The sequence below is a fragment of the Komagataeibacter sp. NFXK3 genome, assembly GCF_054182245.1.
In genome coordinates, this window is sequence record NZ_JAPIVJ010000001.1 from 337982 (window position 1) to 354937 (window position 16956).

Consider the following 16956-nt stretch of genomic DNA (forward strand, 5'->3'; position numbering starts at 1 on the left):
AACTTTTATCATTTTTATCAATGATCTGTTTTCAAACAGTCTCTTAAAACCCGATCACCGCATCCCCGCCAAAGGTGAACATGCCGTTATTGCGCCCGCCATTGAACGGCGTGGTGCCATTGAGCGCCCGGTCAAAGCGGATTTCGGGCCGCAGCATGAACACGCGCACATGGTGGCCAATCTGCGGGCGGTAGCTCAGCCCCAGCGTCATTTCCCCATAGGTGGTGCCATGGCTCGAGGCCTGCGGCCCCGGCACCACCTCGCCCCCCGTGCCCGCCAGGGCCTCCATGTAGGAATTGTTCCCCCGGAAGGTAGCCACCATGGCGTTGTTGTTGTCGCGATAGATCTCGCCACGGTAGTTGAAGGTCAGGTCGCGGTTGATGCGGTAACTGAGAAAGCTGATGAAGCTCTCCGCATCCACGCCTGCAAACTGCCCGCGCGCGCCCATGCCGCGCGTGCCTTCATCATGCAGGTAATTGAACTCCGCCGTCAGGCTCAGGCGTTTGTTGACCTGGTAATAGGCGCTGACATCGTTCCAGAAACGCTGGGTGTGATCGGCTTCGTAATGCCCGATGTCACGCCAGGCATTTTCCGGCCCGACCCGGCTCAGTTCCACGATCTTCAGCCTGCCATGGGCCAGATTGTTCAGGTTGAAGCCAAAATAGCCCGCGGGCGCATTGTTATTATCCGCATGGCCGAAAGATGTCTGGTTGCCGGTATCGATCCCGAACGTCACGTCAACCATCGGCGTCACATGCCAGTTGAACATGGCCCCGATATGCTGGAACGGCACCGAATATTCAGATGTATAGGCCAACGTGTAGAAAGGGCGCGAGGTGGGGTCCAGCCCTTCCACCCCCATCGGGGCCTGCAATATGCCTGCCTGCATGTCCAGCCCGCCGCGGGTGGCCCACGGCAGGTGCACATCCATATGCGCCTGTGCCGGAATGAGTTGGTAACGCGCGTTCCATTCCCGGTCACTCACGCCAAGCAGCTGGTAATAGCGGGCATCCGAGCCGTACATCCCTTCAAGCGTGAAACCGACCTGATAGGTATTGCGGGTGGAATCGATGGCTTTGGCAAGCGTGAATTCCGCCTGGTTCAGTTGCACCTGATTGGCGTGGTCGGCAAAGAAATCACCAAAATTGTAGCCGGGCTGGGGGCGGGCGGGGTTGGCCATGATACCGCCTTCGATCTGGCCCGTCAGGGTCACGCCGCCAAGCCAGCGCGTGAAACCCGTGTCATGCCCCAACCCCGAGAAAACCTTGACCTGCGCCCGCGCCCTGCCTGAAACGCCGGTAAAAAGGCAGGCGACCACCAGAAGGCCCCAAACCCGGTGGTGTGATTTCATGATCGGTTTTCCCCTCCGGCACCTGCCGACAGCGCCAGGGCTGTGCAGCCCTGTCCGGCAATCATGAAATTTCTTTTATTTTATTTTCCGGCAGTCTGAAACCTAAATTATTGAAATGGTTCGATCTTATAACAATACCCTATAAGATATATCTTTATTTTCCCAGCCATCCGCGCCGCCAGAACCACAACAGCGGCAGCACGACGGTGGCCGCCATCAGCGCGAGCGAATACCAGTAGCCGTATTTCCAGTTCAGTTCCGGTATATCGTGAAAGTTCATGCCATAAATACCGGCCACCAGCGTGGGGGCCACGCCAATGAAACTGACCACGGTCAGGATCTTCATGCCGTTATTCTGCTCGATGCTGATAAAGCCCAGCGTCGCATCAAGCAGGAACTGCACCTTGTTGGCGGTCTGTGACACGAAATCGTTGAGCGAGCGGATATCACGCCCCACCGTGCCCAGCCGCGCCTGCAGCCGCTCGCTCAGGTCATGGCGCTTGTTCTCGCCCAGAAAGATCGAGATCCGCTCAAGCCCCAGCAGGCTGTCGCGCACGGATGAACTCAGGTCGCCCGAGCGCCCCACCCGGCGCAGCATGTTGCGCAGCAGGTTGGCGGCCTGCGCCTGGCTTGGCGCCTCGGACTGAAAGACATCCTTGGACATGCCATCAAGCGACTGGCCCAGATGTTCAAGGATATCGGCCAGCCGGTCCACGATGGCCTCAAGCAGCATGATTCCCGCCTCGTTGGCGCTGAGCGGCGTGTCCTGCCCCGCCACCTGCCGCGCCACCACGTCAAACGCGCTGAAGCCGGTATAGCGGATGGTCAGGATCCGCTCATGCATGAGCACGAACCCCACGGGCGAGACGAAAAAGTCATCCGGCGTCTTGCGCACCAGCGGCGTGGAGAGATAGACGGCATTCCCCTCCATGAACAGGCGCGAGGAACTCTCGATCTCGTCAAGCTGGGCACGGGTGGGAATGCGCAGGCCGGTCAGTTCGGCGGCAAGGGCTTCCTCATCCGTGGTGGGGTCAAGCAGGTCCAGCCATGCTGCGTCGGCCACATCGGCCGCTGCGGTCACTGTGCGGGCCGGGGCGCCGGGGCGATGCGCTAGAAACATGGGCTGTCTTTCGTTAATTCCTGTCGCTGTTCATCCATCATGCCGGGGCAAACATGTCAAATCATGACACATGTCCCCTCGCCCGCGGGGGCTGGTATTTTGCCGCCATCCGGTCCAGAACCGCATGACACGGCAGCCCGGGACGGCTGCATGACAGAACCTGAGCCACGCACCTATTTCTTGCGGAGTAGCGAAGTTGAGCGCAACAGACACACAGGCAGGCGCCAACAGCCTGCGCAGCGGGCCGGACGGGCGCGGCCGTTTCGGCATTTTTGGGGGCCGCTTCGTAGCCGAGACCCTGATGCCGCTCCTGCTGGAGCTGGACGCCGCCTACAGGGCCGCCCAGGCCGACCCCGAATTCCACCGCGAGCTGGATTACTACCTCAAGGATTATGTCGGCCGTCCCAGCCCGCTGTGGCTTGCCCGCCGCATGACCGAGCAGCTCGGTGGCGCAAAGATCTACATGAAGCGCGAGGAGCTGAACCACACCGGCTCGCACAAGCTCAACAATGTCATGGGCCAGATCCTGCTCGCCCGCCGCATGGGCCGCACGCGCATCGTGGCCGAGACGGGTGCCGGCCAGCACGGCGTTGCCACCGCCACCGTGTGCGCGCTGTTCGGCATGAAATGCGCCATCTACATGGGGGCCACCGATGTCGAGCGCCAGAAGCCCAACGTATTCCGCATGCGGCTGCTGGGCGCTGAAGTGGTTCCCGTCACGGCAGGTGCGGGCACGCTCAAGGATGCCATGAACGAGGCCATGCGCGACTGGGTGACCAACGTGCATGACACCTACTTCCTGGTTGGCACCGTGGCAGGGCCCCACCCCTACCCGCAGATGGTGCGTGACTTCCAGTCCGTCATCGGCGTGGAAACCAAAGAGCAGATCATGGCAGCCGAAGGCCGCCTGCCCGATGCGATCGTTGCCGCCATTGGCGGCGGGTCGAACGCCATGGGCATCTTCCACCCCTTCCTCGATGACCCCGAAGTGAAGCTGATCGGCGTCGAGGCGGCAGGCTGCGGGCTGGATAGCGGGCGCACCGCCGCCTCCATCGAGCGCGGCAGGCCCGGCGTGCTGCATGGCAACCGCACCTACCTGCTGCAGGATGATGACGGGCAGATCACCGAGGCGCATTCCATCAGCGCAGGGCTGGACTACCCCGGCGTCGGCCCCGAGCATTCATGGCTCAGCGACATTGGCCGCGCGGAATACGTGGGTGCCACCGACCAGGAGGCGCTCGACGCCTTCCAGCTCTGCACCCGCACCGAGGGCATCATCCCCGCGCTGGAAAGCGCGCATGCCATCGCCTATGCCGCCAGGCTCGCGCCCACCATGGCGAAGGACCAGATCATCGTGGTCAACATCTCCGGCCGGGGTGACAAGGACATCTTCACCGTTGCCGAACACCTGGGAGTGAAACTGTGAGCCGCATCGCCCGCCGCTTCGCCACCCTGCGCGCGCAGGGCCGTGGCGCCCTGATCCCGTATGTCGAGGCCTGCGACCCCGATTATGACACGTCGCTCGCCATCCTGCGCGGCATGCCCGCCGCTGGCGCCGACCTGATCGAGGTGGGCGTGCCCTTCTCCGACCCGTCAGCCGATGGCCCGACCATCCAGAAGGCCGCGCTGCGCGGGCTGAAGGGCGGCTCGACCATGAAGCGCGTGCTGGAGATGGTGCGTGCCTTCCGCGAAGGCGATGACGGGACGCCCATCATCCTGATGGGCTACACCAACCCCATCGAAGCCTACGGCGCCGAACGCTTCTGCGCGGATGCGAAAGCAGCCGGCGTGGACGGGCTGATCGTGGTCGACATGCCACCCGAGGAAGCCGACCTGCTGGCAGGCCCGGCAGCAGCCACCGGGCTGGACATCATCCGCCTTGTCGCCCCCACCACGCCGGATGCGCGGCTGCCCATCGTGTTCAATGGCGCGTCGGGCTTTGTCTATTATGTCAGCATCACGGGCGTGACCGGCACGCGCACCGCCAGCACCGATGAACTGGCCGCTGCCCTGCCGCGCCTGCGCAAGGCGACCGACCTGCCCATCGCCATCGGCTTTGGCATCCGCACGCCAGAACTCGCGGCCAATGCCGTAAGCGTGGCGGATGCCGCCGTGGTGGCCTCGGCCCTGCTCAACACGCTTGAGGGCACGCTTGACGCGGATGGACAGGCAACAGCGAAAACCGTGCCCGCCGTGCTGGAGCAGCTGCGCGGGCTGGCTGACGCCGTGCATGCCGTGAGCAAAACCGCCTCAAAATAATCCATTGATACAGAACAGAAGTTTTCGGGTGCCGCCTTTTTTCAAAAAGGCGGCGTTCTCTCGAAGCTTTTTGGAAAAAGCTTCACCAGAAACTTTTTACAGTCTGCAGGCCGTTTCACAGGCAATTTTCCGGAACGCTCCCTGCAATGACAATCTGGCCCAATCGTTCATCTGCCTGTATGGAACAGGCCTCCAGAAAGCTTAAGGGAGAGGCAACATGAGCTGGCTGACCGAATATGTGCGCCCCAAGATCCGCGGCCTGCTCAAGCGGGAAGTGCCGGACAACCTGTGGACCAACTGCGAATCATGCGAGCAGATGATCCTGACCAAGGACCTGCGCAAGGCGCTGAACGTGTGCCCGCATTGCGGCCACCACATGCGCGCCACCGTGCCCGAGCGGCTGGAATGGACGTTCGATAACGGGGAATACACCCGCATCGAACTGCCCAAGGTGCCGGTTGACCCGCTCTCCTTCCGTGATCGCAAGCGCTATACCGACCGGCTCAAGGATGAACGCGCCAAGTCCCACCTTGAGGAATCGATGGCCGTGGCCCACGGCCAGATTGGTGGCCATAACGCGGTAGTGGCGGTGATGGCGTTCGAGTTCATCGCGGGCACCATGGGGGCAGCGCTTGGCGAAGCTTTCCTCGCCGCCGCCCGCCTGGCCATCCTGCAGCAGTCGCCGCTGATCGTGTTCACCGCATCGGGCGGGGCGCGCATGCAGGAGGGCATGATCAGCCTGATGCAGATGCCGCGTACGACGGTTGCGGTGCAGATGCTCAAGGAAGCGGGCCTGCCCTACTTCGTGGTGCTGACCAACCCGACCACGGGTGGCGTATCCGCCTCGTTTGCCATGCTGGGCGATGTGCAGATTGCCGAGCCCAATGCGCTGATCGGCTTCGCGGGCCAGCGCGTGATCGAGGATACGGTGCGCGAGAAGCTGCCTGAAGGCTTCCAGCGCGCGGAATACCTGCTTGAGCATGGCATGCTCGACATGGTGGTCAAGCGCGGCGACCTGCGCGCGGTGCTTGGCCGCCTGACAGCGCAGCTCAACTACCGCCACATCGCCCCCCGCGCCGCCTGAGCTACGGAACCCCGCACATGAAAGCGCCTGCCCTCGGGCCGGAATTCGTGGGCCGCACAGGGCAGATACTGGAACGCCTGAACCGGCTGTATCCGGCCCTGATCGACCTGTCGCTCACCCGGCTTGAAACGCTGCTTGGCCGCCTTGGCCACCCCGAGCGCCGCATGCCGCCTGTCGTGCATGTGGCGGGCACCAACGGCAAGGGCAGCACCTGCGCCTTCATGCGCGCCGTAGCCGAGGCTGCGGGCTGGCGCGTGCATGTGCTCACCTCGCCCCACCTCGTGCATGTGACCGAGCGCTTCCGCATTGCGGGCCAGATCGTGAGCGAGCACGAACTCGCCGCCGTGCTGGAGGAGATCGAGCAGGTCAACGCAGGCGCGCCCATTACGGTGTTCGAGGTGCTGACGGCAGCAGGCTTCATGCTCTGCGCCCGCCACCCGGCGGATCTGACAATCGTGGAAGTGGGGCTGGGTGGCCGGTTTGACGCTACCAACGTGATACAGCGCCCGGCAGCCTGTGCCATTACCGCCATCTCGATGGATCACGAGGCCTTTCTGGGCGATACGCTAGGTGCCATCGCGGGCGAAAAGGCTGGCATCATCAAGCACGGCGTGCCGGTTGCCACCGGCCGCCAGCCTGCCGAGGTGATGGCGGTCATCGCCCGCACTGCACACGCTCAGGCCGCCCCGCTATGGCGGCGCGACCATGAATGGTTCATCGAAGCTGTAGAGGGGGGCACAGCCCTACGCTACCGCGATGCCCATGGCACGCTGCACCTGCCCCCACCCGGCCTGCGTGGTGCCCACCAGATCGACAATGCGGGCCTTGCCATCGCCACCCTGCGGGCCAGTGGCCTGCCCGTGCCAGCCAGCGGCTGGGCGGGCATTGCGCAGGCCCGCTGGCCTGCCCGCATGCAGCGCCTGTCGGGCCATCTGGCGGCCCTGCTGCCTGCCGGGTGGGAACTGTGGCTCGATGGCGGCCACAACCCCGGCGCAGGCCACGTTCTGGCGCAGGTAATGGATGAGTGGTCGGACCAGCCCACCCATCTGGTCATTGGCATGAAGCAGACAAAGGACGCCACCGGCTTCCTCGCCCCGCTCCTGCCGCGTGCCGCGTCCATTCAGGCCGTGGCGGAAGAAGGCCAGCACCTGGCCCAGCCCGTGGCCGATATCGTGGCCGCATCCGGCGGGCGCGCCACGGCAGGCCCGACCCTGCACGCTGCCCTGAGCCATCTTGCGGCCCAGGCTGGGCCTGACGCCCCGCCTGCGCGCGTTATCATATGCGGCAGCCTGTACCTGGCCGGTGTTGCGCTACAGCACGATGGCTGGCAGCCGGACTGAAAACGGATAAACGTTTCTGGTGAAGCTTTTTTCAAACAGCTTCAAGAAGAACGCCGCCTTTTTGTGAAAAAAAGGCGGCACCCAAAAACTTTCTATTTTTCCTCCGGCAGCGGCGCGCCCCGGCCGATTTCGCGCAGCGGCAACCCGGCCATCAGGCGCTGCTCGATCTTTTCAAGCGACATGTCCCGTGTCTCGGGAATGAAGCGCCATGTAATCAGCACGAAGAACAGGTTGAACCCCGCAAACAGCCAGAAGGTCGGGCCATTGCCCATCCACTGCAGCAGCGACAGGAAACTTGCGCCCACGATCATGTTGGCGATCCAGTTGGTGAGCGTGGAGATGGAAATGCCAAGGTCACGCCCCTGCAGCGGCTGCACCTCCGAGCACAGCACCCAGATCAGCGGCCCCGCCGACATGGCGAAGCCCGAGATGTAAATCAGCAGCATGAACACCGCGATGATCTGCTCCGACTGGTCGAGATGCGGGCGGTTGAGCATGAAGCCAAGGCTGCCCATGCCCACGGCCATGATCAGGAAGCCGGTATACAGGATCGGCTTGCGGCCCCAGCGGTCGACAAGGCCGATGGCGATGAAGGTGGCCAGCATGTTCACCAGTCCCACCATGGCCGTGCACCAGAGCTGCGCGGGGCCGACATAGCCTGCAAGGGCGAATATCTTGGGGGCGTAATACATCACCACGTTCACGCCCGCGAGCTGCTGCATGACCTGCAGCGTCATGCCCAGGAAAATGGAGCGGCGGAAATTGCGGTTGTTGCGCAGCAGGCTCCAGCCGCGCTGCTTCTGCTGGAGCTGGCGGCTGATGTTCTGGATCTCCTGCATGGCCACGCTCTTGTCGTTGCGCAGGTCTTCGAGCACTTCCAGCGCTTCCTTGCTGCGGCCACGCATCATGAGCCAGCGCGGGCTGTAGGGCAGGAACAGCACGCCAATGAGGAACAGCACGCCCGGCACGGCGGCAATAGCGAACATGCCGCGCCAGTTACCCGCGTAGCTGAACATGGTGTTACTCAGGAAGGCGATGAAAATGCCCGCCGTGATCATGAGCTGGTAGGTCGAGATCATGGCGCCACGCGCCTGCTCGCTGGCAATCTCGGACAGGTAGAGTGGCGCCGTGAACGCCGCCACCCCGATGGCCAGCCCCATGATGAGCCGCCCTGCAATCATGGACGGGATCGACCACGCCAGCGCGCAGGCCAGCGAGCCTGCCACGAACACCGCCGCCCCCACCAGCAGCGCATGCTTGCGCCCGATCTGGTGCGACATCCAGCCCCCGCACAGGGAACCTACGGCAGCGCCGCCCATCATGGCGCTGACAATCCATTCCTGCTGGAGGGTGGTGGCATGAAAGGTGGCGGCAAGCAGGTCGAGCGCACCGGATATGACCCCGATGTCAAGCCCGGCCATGAGGCCTGCCAGCGCGGCAAGGCAGCCAATGATGAGGGTACGCATCCGGGCCGGATCAAATACGGCGGGCGCAGGCTGATTTTCCATTAAAATCCGGTCCTTTGATATTCTTATTGTTGCCGGTGACCACATTATTCCTGTCGCGCGAGGCCGGTCAGGAGAAAGAACGATACACCATATTCGCGCGTCCGGTCGGGATCATGTTCCAGCAGCCTGTCAATGACAAATCGTTTTACCCTAAAAACAACAGGGCTATCCGCTCTATGCCCTGCTTCACAGTCCGATTCCATGACTTCCATCATATTTGCAAGCCATGGCAATATGCCCGGGCGTTCTGTCAGCACAAGCGGCGCGCGGGGCGAGAACAGGAGCGTGCCACGCGCGCGCAGCGTGTCCATCCCGGTGGTGGTGGTGATGTGGTAGAGATAGCCATCCGGCCCGTCATCAGGGCGCAGGGTGCGGGCCGGCACCACGGCCAGCCCGAGGCCCGCGATATCAAGATAGGTCAGCGCATGCGGGCGGTCCGCCGCAGCCGCGGCAAACAGGTCGGGCTGCGCCCTGTCGCCGGGTGGCGGCGGCGGCGCGGGTGGGGCCGCAGGCCGCCTGCGCCGCGGGTGCCGGGGCGCGGTCGGTATGAGCGGCAGCCCTGTCATCCTGCCCTTGCGCCCCTGCCCCATGCATCCGCCCCATCAATCCCGGCTCACGCCCCCTCAGGGTCGCGCCTGCTCCGTTCAACCACCCTCAGCCACACGCGGCGCACAGGCCTTCGGCCTCGATGGTGGTCTGCCGCACCGTAAAGCCCCGTGCCTTCGTCACCTCCAGCAGGGCCTTGAGGATATGGGGATCATCGAGTTCGGTCACGCGCCCGCACGCACTGCAGATCAGGAACTGCGCCGCATGGACATGCCCGTGGCAGGCATGCCCCGATTCCAGCATGTGCCTGCACCCCACAAAGGCCGAAAGCCGCTCGATCTTGTGGATCAGCCCCTGCTCCATCAGAAAATCCAGCGCGCGGTATACCGTGGGCGGCGCCACCGGCCTGCCCCGGCTGGCACGGATCTGCTCAAGCAGCTCATAAGCACCCAGCGGCCGCTCGGCAGCCAGCACCAGCCCGAGCACCAGGCGGCGCATGTCCGTCAGCCTAACCGCGCGCGCGGCGCACAGGCTGGCAGCCTGCTCAAGCAGGGACTCGGTCCCCGCGGGCAGGCCGGTTCCGGCCGTCTGTGTCATGCGGGCCACTATGCTGTGCTCCTGTGCGGTTTGCCGGGGGGCTCCAACCACCCTGCCCTGCGCCCCGGCAGGCGGTCAGTCCGGCAGGTGATCCACCCACATGGCCATCAGGGCCACGAAAAGGGCAAGTCCCGCATGTATCCAGATCAGTCCGCGCAGCGTCAAGACAGGAACCTGCGGGGGGCGGGCGCGCGGGGTCTGTGCCATGGCATCTGCTCCTTCTCATCGCATTACTGCGCTGTGCATGCGGCAAAAGGCTGGATTTTTTCTTAATATGAAGAAGTGTAAAAAATTTCTGGTGAAGCTTTTTTCAAAAAGCTTAGAAGAACGCCGCCTTTTTGAAAAAAGGCGGCACCCAAAAACTTTTATCATTTTTTATCAATGAACTGTTTTCAAACAGTGCTTTACTCGCCCGGCGCGTGAGGCAACATGTGGTAGCTGCGGTTGAAATAGACCAGCCCGCCACGGGGGCTGGAATTGCGCAGGCTTTCCACCGCGCCGAACATGACGCTGTGGGTGCCGACTTCCACAATCCGCTCGATGCGGCAGTCAAGCGACAGCACCGCCTCGTTCAGCACCGGCGCACCCGTGGTCAGCGTATCCCAGTGCCCGGAGCGGAAGCGCTCGGCCTGCTCGAGCGGGCTTGCGAACACGCCCGATATGTCCTGCTGGTCGGCGGCGAGCACGTTGATGCACATGGCCGCATCCACCCGAAAGCGGTCGCGCACGCGGGAGTTGCGGTTGAGGCAGACGAGGACCGTGGGCGGCGTATCGGTCACCGAGCACACGGCGGAGGCGGTAAAACCCGCCGGGTCATCAAGTGTTCCCGTCGTGACAACATTCACGGCCGCGCCCAGGCGGGCCATGGCGTTGCGAAAGGTGAGGGCGTCAATCCCCATGGTGCTTCTGCCTTCGGTAACTGTGCATGCCTGTGGTCCGCACGCAGCCGTGACGCCGGACAGCAGCGGAGGTAGCGCATTCTACCCTCGTTGAATACCGCAAAACCACATGAAAGGACGCAATCCGTGCCCCCCGAACCCATCCAGACCACCGTGCAGGGCGCGCTCGGCCGCATCACGCTCGCCCGCCCCGAGGCGCTCAATGCCCTTAACCTGGACATGATCAACCACCTTGCCGCCATCCTGCGCGCGTGGCGCCATGACCCGGGCGTTGAAACCGTGCTGCTTGACAGCACCAGCCCGCGCGCCTTCTGCGCGGGCGGTGATATCCGCGCCATCCGCGCCCTGCTGCGCGAGCGCGGGGTGGAGGCGGCAACACAACCCTTCCGCCACAGCTACCGGCTGGCCTCGATGCTGGCGGGCTACCCCAAGCCGGTTGTCTCGTTCCTTGACGGGATCTGCATGGGCGGCGGCGTGGGGCTTGGCGGGCATGTGCGCCACCGCATCGTGACCGAGCGCGCCTGCGTGGCCATGCCTGAAAACGCCATTGCGCTGACACCGGATGCAGGCGGGTCCTACCTGCTCGCGCGCGCGCCGGGGCTGAGCGGGCTGCGCCTTGGCCTGACCGGCGGGCGCATGAACGCCACCATGGCCATAGCCGCAGGCTTTGCCGACCGGCAGGCCCCCTCCGGCCAGCTTGAAAACATAAGGCACGCACTCACCCACACGCCCGCGGGGCTGGTAATGGACAGCCTGCCGCCCTGCCCTGCCCTTGACGGCGGCCCGGACACCGCCACCATCGCCCCGGTCTATGACGCGCCGGACGTGGCAACGATCATGGCGCGGCTGCAAACCTATCCGGCTCCCTGGGCGCAGGCCGACCTTGCCGCCCTGCAGGGGGCGTGCCCGTTCTCGCTGTGCATCACCTTTGCCGCCTATCATGCCGCCCGCGCCCTGCCTGACCTGGACCATGTGCTGGAGCAGGAATTCCAGCTCATCAGCCAGTTGCTCCGCCGCCCCGATTTTGCCGAGGGCGTGCGCGCCCGCCTGATCGACAAGGACAACGCGCCGCACTGGTCACCGGCCACGCTGGGTGCTGTATCGGGGCGGGAAATTGCCTCCTGCCTGCAAAACCATGCATCCTTTTCCCTTGACCTGCCCGTACTCGATACGGATCAGGAACAATAAGTTATCACCCGTAAAGTAGATGAAAATGCCCTTCTCCGACTGCTACGCCCCCGCCACCCATCACAGCCGCCTCGGCGATGAATTCTATGACGTGGTGCAAGCCGCCACCTTTCCCGCCCACATCCTGCGCTACCGCAATCATGATGTTTCACCCCGCATCGGCCTTGACGGGCTGACGGATGCGGAATGGGTCCGCCATTTCGGTCATTTCGACCCCCTGCCCGGCTCGCTGCCCCAGCCGCTGGCCCTGCGCTATCATGGCCACCAGTTCCGGTCGTACAACCCCGACCTTGGCGATGGGCGGGGCTTCCTGTTCGCGCAGCTCATGGACAGCGTGGATGGCCGCCTGCTCGATATCGGCACCAAGGGCAGCGGCACCACGCCCTGGTCACGCGGGGGGGACGGACGGCTGACGCTCAAGGGCGGCGTGCGCGAAATCCTGGCCAGCGAACGGCTTGACGCGATGGGCGTGCGCACCTCGCGCACACTGAGCGTGATCGAAACCGGCGAGGCCCTGCACCGGGGCGACGAGCCATCGCCCACGCGGTCATGCGTGCTGGCGCGGCTCAGCCATTCGCACATCCGCATCGGCACGTTCCAGCGCCTTGTCGCCAATGATGACAAGGCCAGCCTGAAACATCTCGTGGCCTATGTGCTCGAGACCTATTACCCCCACCTTGCCAATGAACCCGACCCGGCGGCGGCGCTGTACGATGCCGCCACCACCCGCATGGCCGAGATGACGGCGCAATGGATGACGGCAGGCTTCGTGCACGGGGTGCTCAATACCGATAACATAAACCTGACCGGCGAGAGCTTTGATTACGGCCCGTGGCGGTTCCTGCCCAGCTTTGACCCCCGTTTCACCGCCGCCTATTTCGACCATTCGGGCCTGTATGCCTATGGCCGCCAGCCCGAGGCGATGATGTGGAACGTGGCCCGGCTGGGCGAGTGCCTGATCGCGCTTTCGTCACTTGAGAAAATTCAAAGTATTTTTGATGACTTCTGGATCAGATATGAAAGATTCCTTGATATTTCTGTATTAAACCGGCTTGGTATCAACGAAATTTCAAGAAAATCATCGCAACATCTACGTGAATGTCTGTTCTCATTCATGGAAGAAAGCCAGATTGGGTTTGAATTTCCGTTTTTTGACTGGTATGGTGGCCCCAAGAGCCAGAAACGGGCTGTATCGGGGCCACATGCATCCTTTTATGCACAGGATAGTTTCCGTCCCGTGCAGGGCGCGCTCATGCAGCATGAGCCCGTGGCGGGCTGTGACCTGTCGCACCCCTATTTCAGCGACGGGGCGCCATGCCTGATGCCGGTCGAAACAGTGGAAGCCCTGTGGCAGCCCATCGCCACGGCCGATGACTGGAGCGGCCTGCACGCCACCATGGGGCACATTGCCCGCATGAAAGCCGCCCTGAACGCCATGCCCCACCAAGGGGCAGGCTGACCCTGCGGGGGAACCGGGCCGATACGGATGAATTATAACAACAAGGAAAGGAAAAGGCACCCGCATGAACACCCAGTCCCCCCCACCCCAGAACACCCAGCAACCAACCGAACCGCTACCCGATCTGTCCCAGATCGAGATTTCACCCAACGCGCGCAAGACCCTGTGGCTCGCAGCCATCGTGGCCGCAATCTGTGGCGGCCTCTATGGTTACGATACCGGCATCGTGTCGGGCGCGCTCTTGCTCATTACCAAGGACTTCCATCTCAGCAGCTTCCTGCAGGAAATGGTGGCCTCCGCCATTCTCGCGGGTGCCGTGCTCGGCTCGCTGCTCACCGGCTGGCTGTCGGAGCATTATGGCCGGCGCAAATCGGTCATGATCGTCACGGCGGTGTTCGTGCTTGGCGCGCTGGCCTGCGCGTTTTCACCCGATGTCTATACGCTCATCGCGGCGCGCGTGTTCCTCGGGCTTGCAGTCGGCGGCTCCACGCAGGTGGTGCCGATGTACATCTCGGAACTCGCCCCCGCGCACAAGCGCGGCCACATGGTCACGATGTTCAACATCGCCATCGGCATCGGCATCTTTGCCGCCAACATCATAGGCTTTGCCGCGCGTGATGCGTGGGGCTGGCGGCCGATGGTGGCCATTGCGGCCATTCCGGCGGCGGGCGTGTTCATCTCCATGTTCTTCCTGCCCAAGAGCCCGCGCTGGGCGGCGGAGCATGAAAGCCTGGATTCCGCCCTTGAGCAGCTCCAGCGCATCCGCACCTCCGAGCGCGAGATCCGCCGCGAGATGCGCCGCATCCACGCCAACGCCAATGAAGAGACCGACCCGCGCGACATCGGCTGGCGCGGCATCCGCCAGCCCTGGGTGCGCCCCGCACTCGTGGCCGCCCTTGGCGTCGCGTTCTTCACGCAGGCAGGCGGGCTGGAGATGATGATCTACTACGCGCCGACCTTCCTGTCGGATGCGGGGTTTGGCAGCTCATCGGCGCTGATGGCCAGCATCGGCATTTCCATCATCTACCTGGTCATGACCGTACTGGGCTCGAACATTGTCGACCGCATCGGCCGCCGCCGCCTTGTGCTGGTCATGGGGCCGGGCAGCGTGCTGAGCCTGATCGGGCTGGGCATCATGTTCCTCGCCCACCCGCAGCCGGGCAGCATGGGCAGCTGGCTGATCATTGTGTTCATGCTGCTGTTCATGGTGTTCAACGCCGGTGGCATTCAGGTGGTGGGCTGGCTGCTCGGTGCCGAGATGTTCCCGCTCTCCATGCGCGGCAACGCCACCAGCCTGCATTCGGCCATGCTGTGGGGCAGTGACCTGCTGGTCACCAGCACGGCGCTCACGCTGGTCACCAAGATCACGCTGGGGGGCACCATGTGGTTCTATGCCGGGGTGAACCTGCTTTCGGTGCTGTTCGTGTATTTCATGGTGCCTGAAACACGCGGCGCCTCGCTTGAGGATATCGAGGAGGCCCTGCGTGAAGGGCGCTTCCGCCCCACGCGCGGCAACACCGCGATCGTGGAGGAAGAAGAATAAAAGTTTGTTTCTGGGTGCCGCCTTTTTTCAAAAAGGCGGCATTCTGCCTTACGCCTTCAGTTCAACCGACAGGGCAGGGGTCACGGGCAGGCGCAGCACCTGCTGGTAGAAGGCCAGTTCCAGCTCCCAGGCCTGCCGTATGGTCGCCTCCTGCCGGAAACCGTGGCCCTCGCCTGCAAATTCATACAAGGCACACGGCACGCCCTGCCCCCGCAGCGCAGTAACCATGGAGCGCGCCTGCGAGGGCGGCACCACCTTGTCATCCAGCCCCTGCAAAAACAGCACCGGCGCCTTGATGTGCGCGACCTGCGTGATGGGAGAGCGGGTCAGATAGGTCGCTTCATCGGCAGGGTAGGGGCCAACCAGCGTATCAAGATAGCGTGACTCGAACTTGTGGGTATCGGTTGCCAGCGCCCGCAGGTCGGTCACGCCATACAGGCTGGTGCCCGCGGCAAACAGGTCGGAGCGCGCCAGAGCCAGCAGCACCGTCAACCCGCCAGCACTGCTGCCGCGTATGACGATGCGGGTGGGGTCGACCAGCCCCTGCGCCGCCAGATAATGGCAGGCGGCGATGCAGTCATCCACATCCACCACGCCCCACTGGCCCTCAAGCCGCTGGCGGTAGGCACGGCCAAAGCCGGTCGAGCCGCCATAATTGACATCAACGACCGCAAAGCCCCGGCTGGTCCACCACTGCACCTTGAACGAGAAGGCGGCACTTGCCCGCCCGGTCGGCCCGCCATGGGCCATGACCACCAGCGGCGGCTTTTCACCCGCAGGGCCGCCGCAGCGGCTGCTGGCAGGCGCATAGAAAAAGGCCTGGCCCGTGCCCTCGCCCGCAGGCAGGGGAAAGGTGATGGCGCGCGGCAGGGCAATATCAGCGGGTGCAAGCGGCAGATCGGTTGCACGGCGCAGCACATGCGTCTGCCCCGGGCTGCCTGTCACCACCGCCGCCGCGTTGTCAGGCGGCGCGTCAAGCCACGCAAAGCCGCCGCCTTCCACCGGCACGGGGCAGCCGGCGGGGTGGCCAAGGGCCACGGGTGTCGCCACGCCATCACGCAGGCAGGCCATGTGGGCTTCACCACCGCTTACGATCATGGCCAGGATCGCGCCATCGGCCAGCAGCGCGTAGCTGCGCAGGCCAAAGATCCAGTGCGGCTGGCCAATTTCGGCCTGCATGGGGGCCACCGCCACCGGGGCGGAGGATGTGGTGTCGAAACGGTAGAGGTTCCACCACCCGCTGCGGTCCGACAGGGCAAGCAGGCGACCTGCCGCATCCCAGCTTGGTTCAATGACCGATTCCGCCTGCCCATCCTCGCCCGCCAGCGTCCACGGTGCGGCGAGGCGAGGGGGGTCACAGCCTTCCTGCAGCAGGGTGGCGACCCGCAGGCGGGTGGTGTCCCACGGCATGGCGGGGTGGTCCCACTCGATCCAGGCCAGGTACCGCCCATCGGGCGAGGGACGGGGCGAGGACAGGAAATCCGGCCCCATCACCAGCGGGGTGCCACCATTGAAGGCAGGGTCTTCCACCACCGCCATGCAGTCGAACACCACGATGGCGGCGGCGGGCTCGCCCTCTTCCACGCCATGATCCTCACGCACGCAGAACAGGAAGCGGCCATCGGCACTGAAGGTCAGGTCGGCAAAGCGCAGGCCCGCACCTGCGGCAAGGCAGCGCGACTGCCCGCCTTCCATCAGCCACACGCTGCCATCACGCCGGTTGCTCAGTGCAATCCGGCCCTGGCAGACCGCATATGCCCCGCCGCCATATTCATGCACGCGCGTGCCGACATCAAACGGGGCAGGGGTCATGTCCGCCACAACACCCGCGCGGGCACGCACCAGCACCCGGCGGCCGCCTTCGGCCGGGCGGCCCTCGATCCAGTAAATATCCCGCCCATCGACCCGCACATCAGACAGCGACACCGTCTGCCCCGCCACCAGCGCCGCACTGACGGGTGAGGACCATGTGCCGTAAGGTCGTATGGCGATGTCCGCCTTGCTGCTGGTGCCGGACTGGGTCATGCTTTAGCTCCTGCCATTTGTGCGTGACAATGGTATC

The 16956-nt window shown here is 64.0% G+C and carries 15 protein-coding genes; 7 read left to right on the forward strand and 8 right to left on the reverse strand.

The window, feature by feature from the left end; translation table 11 throughout:
- Positions 1–43: 43 nt before the first annotated feature.
- Both OQZ28_RS01640 and OQZ28_RS01645 read right to left on the reverse strand, forming a co-directional pair.
- The gene (locus tag OQZ28_RS01640) at positions 44–1351 is read right to left on the reverse strand and encodes an outer membrane beta-barrel protein (protein WP_130730800.1); all 1308 of its coding nucleotides are present in this window, start codon (positions 1349–1351) and stop codon (positions 44–46) included.
- Positions 1352–1505: 154 nt separating this feature from the next.
- On the reverse strand, positions 1506–2471 hold the full coding sequence (locus tag OQZ28_RS01645) for a magnesium transporter CorA family protein (RefSeq protein WP_130730801.1): 966 nt from the start codon (positions 2469–2471) through the stop codon (positions 1506–1508).
- A 196-nt stretch (positions 2472–2667) separates the two neighbouring features.
- Here OQZ28_RS01645 and trpB point away from each other — a divergent pair, with 196 nt between their 5' ends.
- From trpB to OQZ28_RS01665, 4 genes are all read left to right on the forward strand, one after another.
- The gene (gene trpB, locus OQZ28_RS01650) at positions 2668–3897 is read left to right on the forward strand and encodes a tryptophan synthase subunit beta (protein WP_130730802.1); all 1230 of its coding nucleotides are present in this window, start codon (positions 2668–2670) and stop codon (positions 3895–3897) included.
- Positions 3894–4730: a tryptophan synthase subunit alpha gene (gene trpA, locus OQZ28_RS01655; protein WP_130730803.1), complete on the forward strand. Its 837-nt coding sequence runs from the start codon at positions 3894–3896 to the stop codon at positions 4728–4730. Before trpB ends, trpA begins: the two co-directional genes overlap by 4 nt.
- A gap of 217 nt (positions 4731–4947) precedes the next feature.
- Complete coding sequence (accD, locus tag OQZ28_RS01660) at positions 4948–5814, forward strand: acetyl-CoA carboxylase, carboxyltransferase subunit beta (protein ID WP_130730804.1); 867 nt, start codon at positions 4948–4950, stop codon at positions 5812–5814.
- Between the two features lie 17 nt (positions 5815–5831).
- Positions 5832–7154 (forward strand): bifunctional folylpolyglutamate synthase/dihydrofolate synthase, encoded by a 1323-nt coding sequence (locus OQZ28_RS01665; protein ID WP_458134961.1) that lies wholly within the window; start codon positions 5832–5834, stop codon positions 7152–7154.
- A 92-nt stretch (positions 7155–7246) separates the two neighbouring features.
- Here the strand turns inward: OQZ28_RS01665 and OQZ28_RS01670 are convergent, their stop codons facing one another.
- The 5 genes from OQZ28_RS01670 to OQZ28_RS01690 all read right to left on the reverse strand — a co-directional run bounded on the left by OQZ28_RS01670 (position 7247) and on the right by OQZ28_RS01690 (position 10704).
- Entirely contained in the window at positions 7247–8662 is a 1416-nt protein-coding gene (locus OQZ28_RS01670; protein WP_130730806.1) for a sugar porter family MFS transporter, read from the reverse strand.
- A 44-nt stretch (positions 8663–8706) separates the two neighbouring features.
- On the reverse strand, positions 8707–9228 hold the full coding sequence (locus OQZ28_RS01675; protein ID WP_458134962.1) for a hypothetical protein: 522 nt from the start codon (positions 9226–9228) through the stop codon (positions 8707–8709).
- Positions 9229–9316: 88 nt separating this feature from the next.
- A complete protein-coding gene (locus OQZ28_RS01680; protein ID WP_458134963.1) occupies positions 9317–9805 on the reverse strand; it encodes a transcriptional repressor in 489 nt (162 codons plus the stop codon).
- A gap of 75 nt (positions 9806–9880) precedes the next feature.
- Positions 9881–10012, reverse strand: coding sequence for a hypothetical protein (locus tag OQZ28_RS01685; protein WP_275100972.1), 132 nt, complete (start codon positions 10010–10012; stop codon positions 9881–9883).
- A 197-nt stretch (positions 10013–10209) separates the two neighbouring features.
- Entirely contained in the window at positions 10210–10704 is a 495-nt protein-coding gene (locus OQZ28_RS01690; protein ID WP_130730809.1) for a flavin reductase, read from the reverse strand.
- A 126-nt stretch (positions 10705–10830) separates the two neighbouring features.
- Between OQZ28_RS01690 and OQZ28_RS01695 the strand changes: the two genes are divergently transcribed.
- The 3 genes from OQZ28_RS01695 to OQZ28_RS01705 all read left to right on the forward strand — a co-directional run bounded on the left by OQZ28_RS01695 (position 10831) and on the right by OQZ28_RS01705 (position 14894).
- Positions 10831–11892, forward strand: coding sequence for an enoyl-CoA hydratase/isomerase family protein (locus tag OQZ28_RS01695; protein ID WP_458134964.1), 1062 nt, complete (start codon positions 10831–10833; stop codon positions 11890–11892).
- A 25-nt stretch (positions 11893–11917) separates the two neighbouring features.
- Positions 11918–13351 carry a protein adenylyltransferase SelO family protein gene (locus tag OQZ28_RS01700; protein WP_458135021.1) on the forward strand — a complete coding sequence of 478 codons (1434 nt, stop codon included), beginning with the start codon at positions 11918–11920 and terminating at the stop codon, positions 13349–13351.
- Positions 13352–13415: 64 nt separating this feature from the next.
- Positions 13416–14894, forward strand: a complete 1479-nt coding sequence (locus tag OQZ28_RS01705) for a sugar porter family MFS transporter (RefSeq protein WP_130730811.1) — start codon at positions 13416–13418, stop codon at positions 14892–14894.
- A gap of 48 nt (positions 14895–14942) precedes the next feature.
- Here the strand turns inward: OQZ28_RS01705 and OQZ28_RS01710 are convergent, their stop codons facing one another.
- A complete protein-coding gene (locus OQZ28_RS01710) occupies positions 14943–16919 on the reverse strand; it encodes a S9 family peptidase (RefSeq protein ID WP_458134965.1) in 1977 nt (658 codons plus the stop codon).
- Positions 16920–16956: the final 37 nt, after the last annotated feature.

Coding starts and splice junctions, on each gene's coding strand:
- OQZ28_RS01705 (WP_130730811.1), top strand. CDS start 13,416: ATGAACACCCAGTCCCCCCCACCCCAGAACACCCAGCAACCAACCGAA.
- OQZ28_RS01690 (WP_130730809.1), bottom strand. CDS start 10,704: ATGGGGATTGACGCCCTCACCTTTCGCAACGCCATGGCCCGCCTGGGC.
- accD (WP_130730804.1), top strand. CDS start 4,948: ATGAGCTGGCTGACCGAATATGTGCGCCCCAAGATCCGCGGCCTGCTC.
- OQZ28_RS01700 (WP_458135021.1), top strand. CDS start 11,918: ATGCCCTTCTCCGACTGCTACGCCCCCGCCACCCATCACAGCCGCCTC.
- OQZ28_RS01685 (WP_275100972.1), bottom strand. CDS start 10,012: ATGGCACAGACCCCGCGCGCCCGCCCCCCGCAGGTTCCTGTCTTGACG.
- OQZ28_RS01675 (WP_458134962.1), bottom strand. CDS start 9,228: ATGACAGGGCTGCCGCTCATACCGACCGCGCCCCGGCACCCGCGGCGC.
- OQZ28_RS01645 (WP_130730801.1), bottom strand. CDS start 2,471: ATGTTTCTAGCGCATCGCCCCGGCGCCCCGGCCCGCACAGTGACCGCA.
- OQZ28_RS01680 (WP_458134963.1), bottom strand. CDS start 9,805: ATGACACAGACGGCCGGAACCGGCCTGCCCGCGGGGACCGAGTCCCTG.
- OQZ28_RS01710 (WP_458134965.1), bottom strand. CDS start 16,919: ATGACCCAGTCCGGCACCAGCAGCAAGGCGGACATCGCCATACGACCT.
- OQZ28_RS01640 (WP_130730800.1), bottom strand. CDS start 1,351: ATGAAATCACACCACCGGGTTTGGGGCCTTCTGGTGGTCGCCTGCCTT.
- OQZ28_RS01670 (WP_130730806.1), bottom strand. CDS start 8,662: ATGGAAAATCAGCCTGCGCCCGCCGTATTTGATCCGGCCCGGATGCGT.
- OQZ28_RS01665 (WP_458134961.1), top strand. CDS start 5,832: ATGAAAGCGCCTGCCCTCGGGCCGGAATTCGTGGGCCGCACAGGGCAG.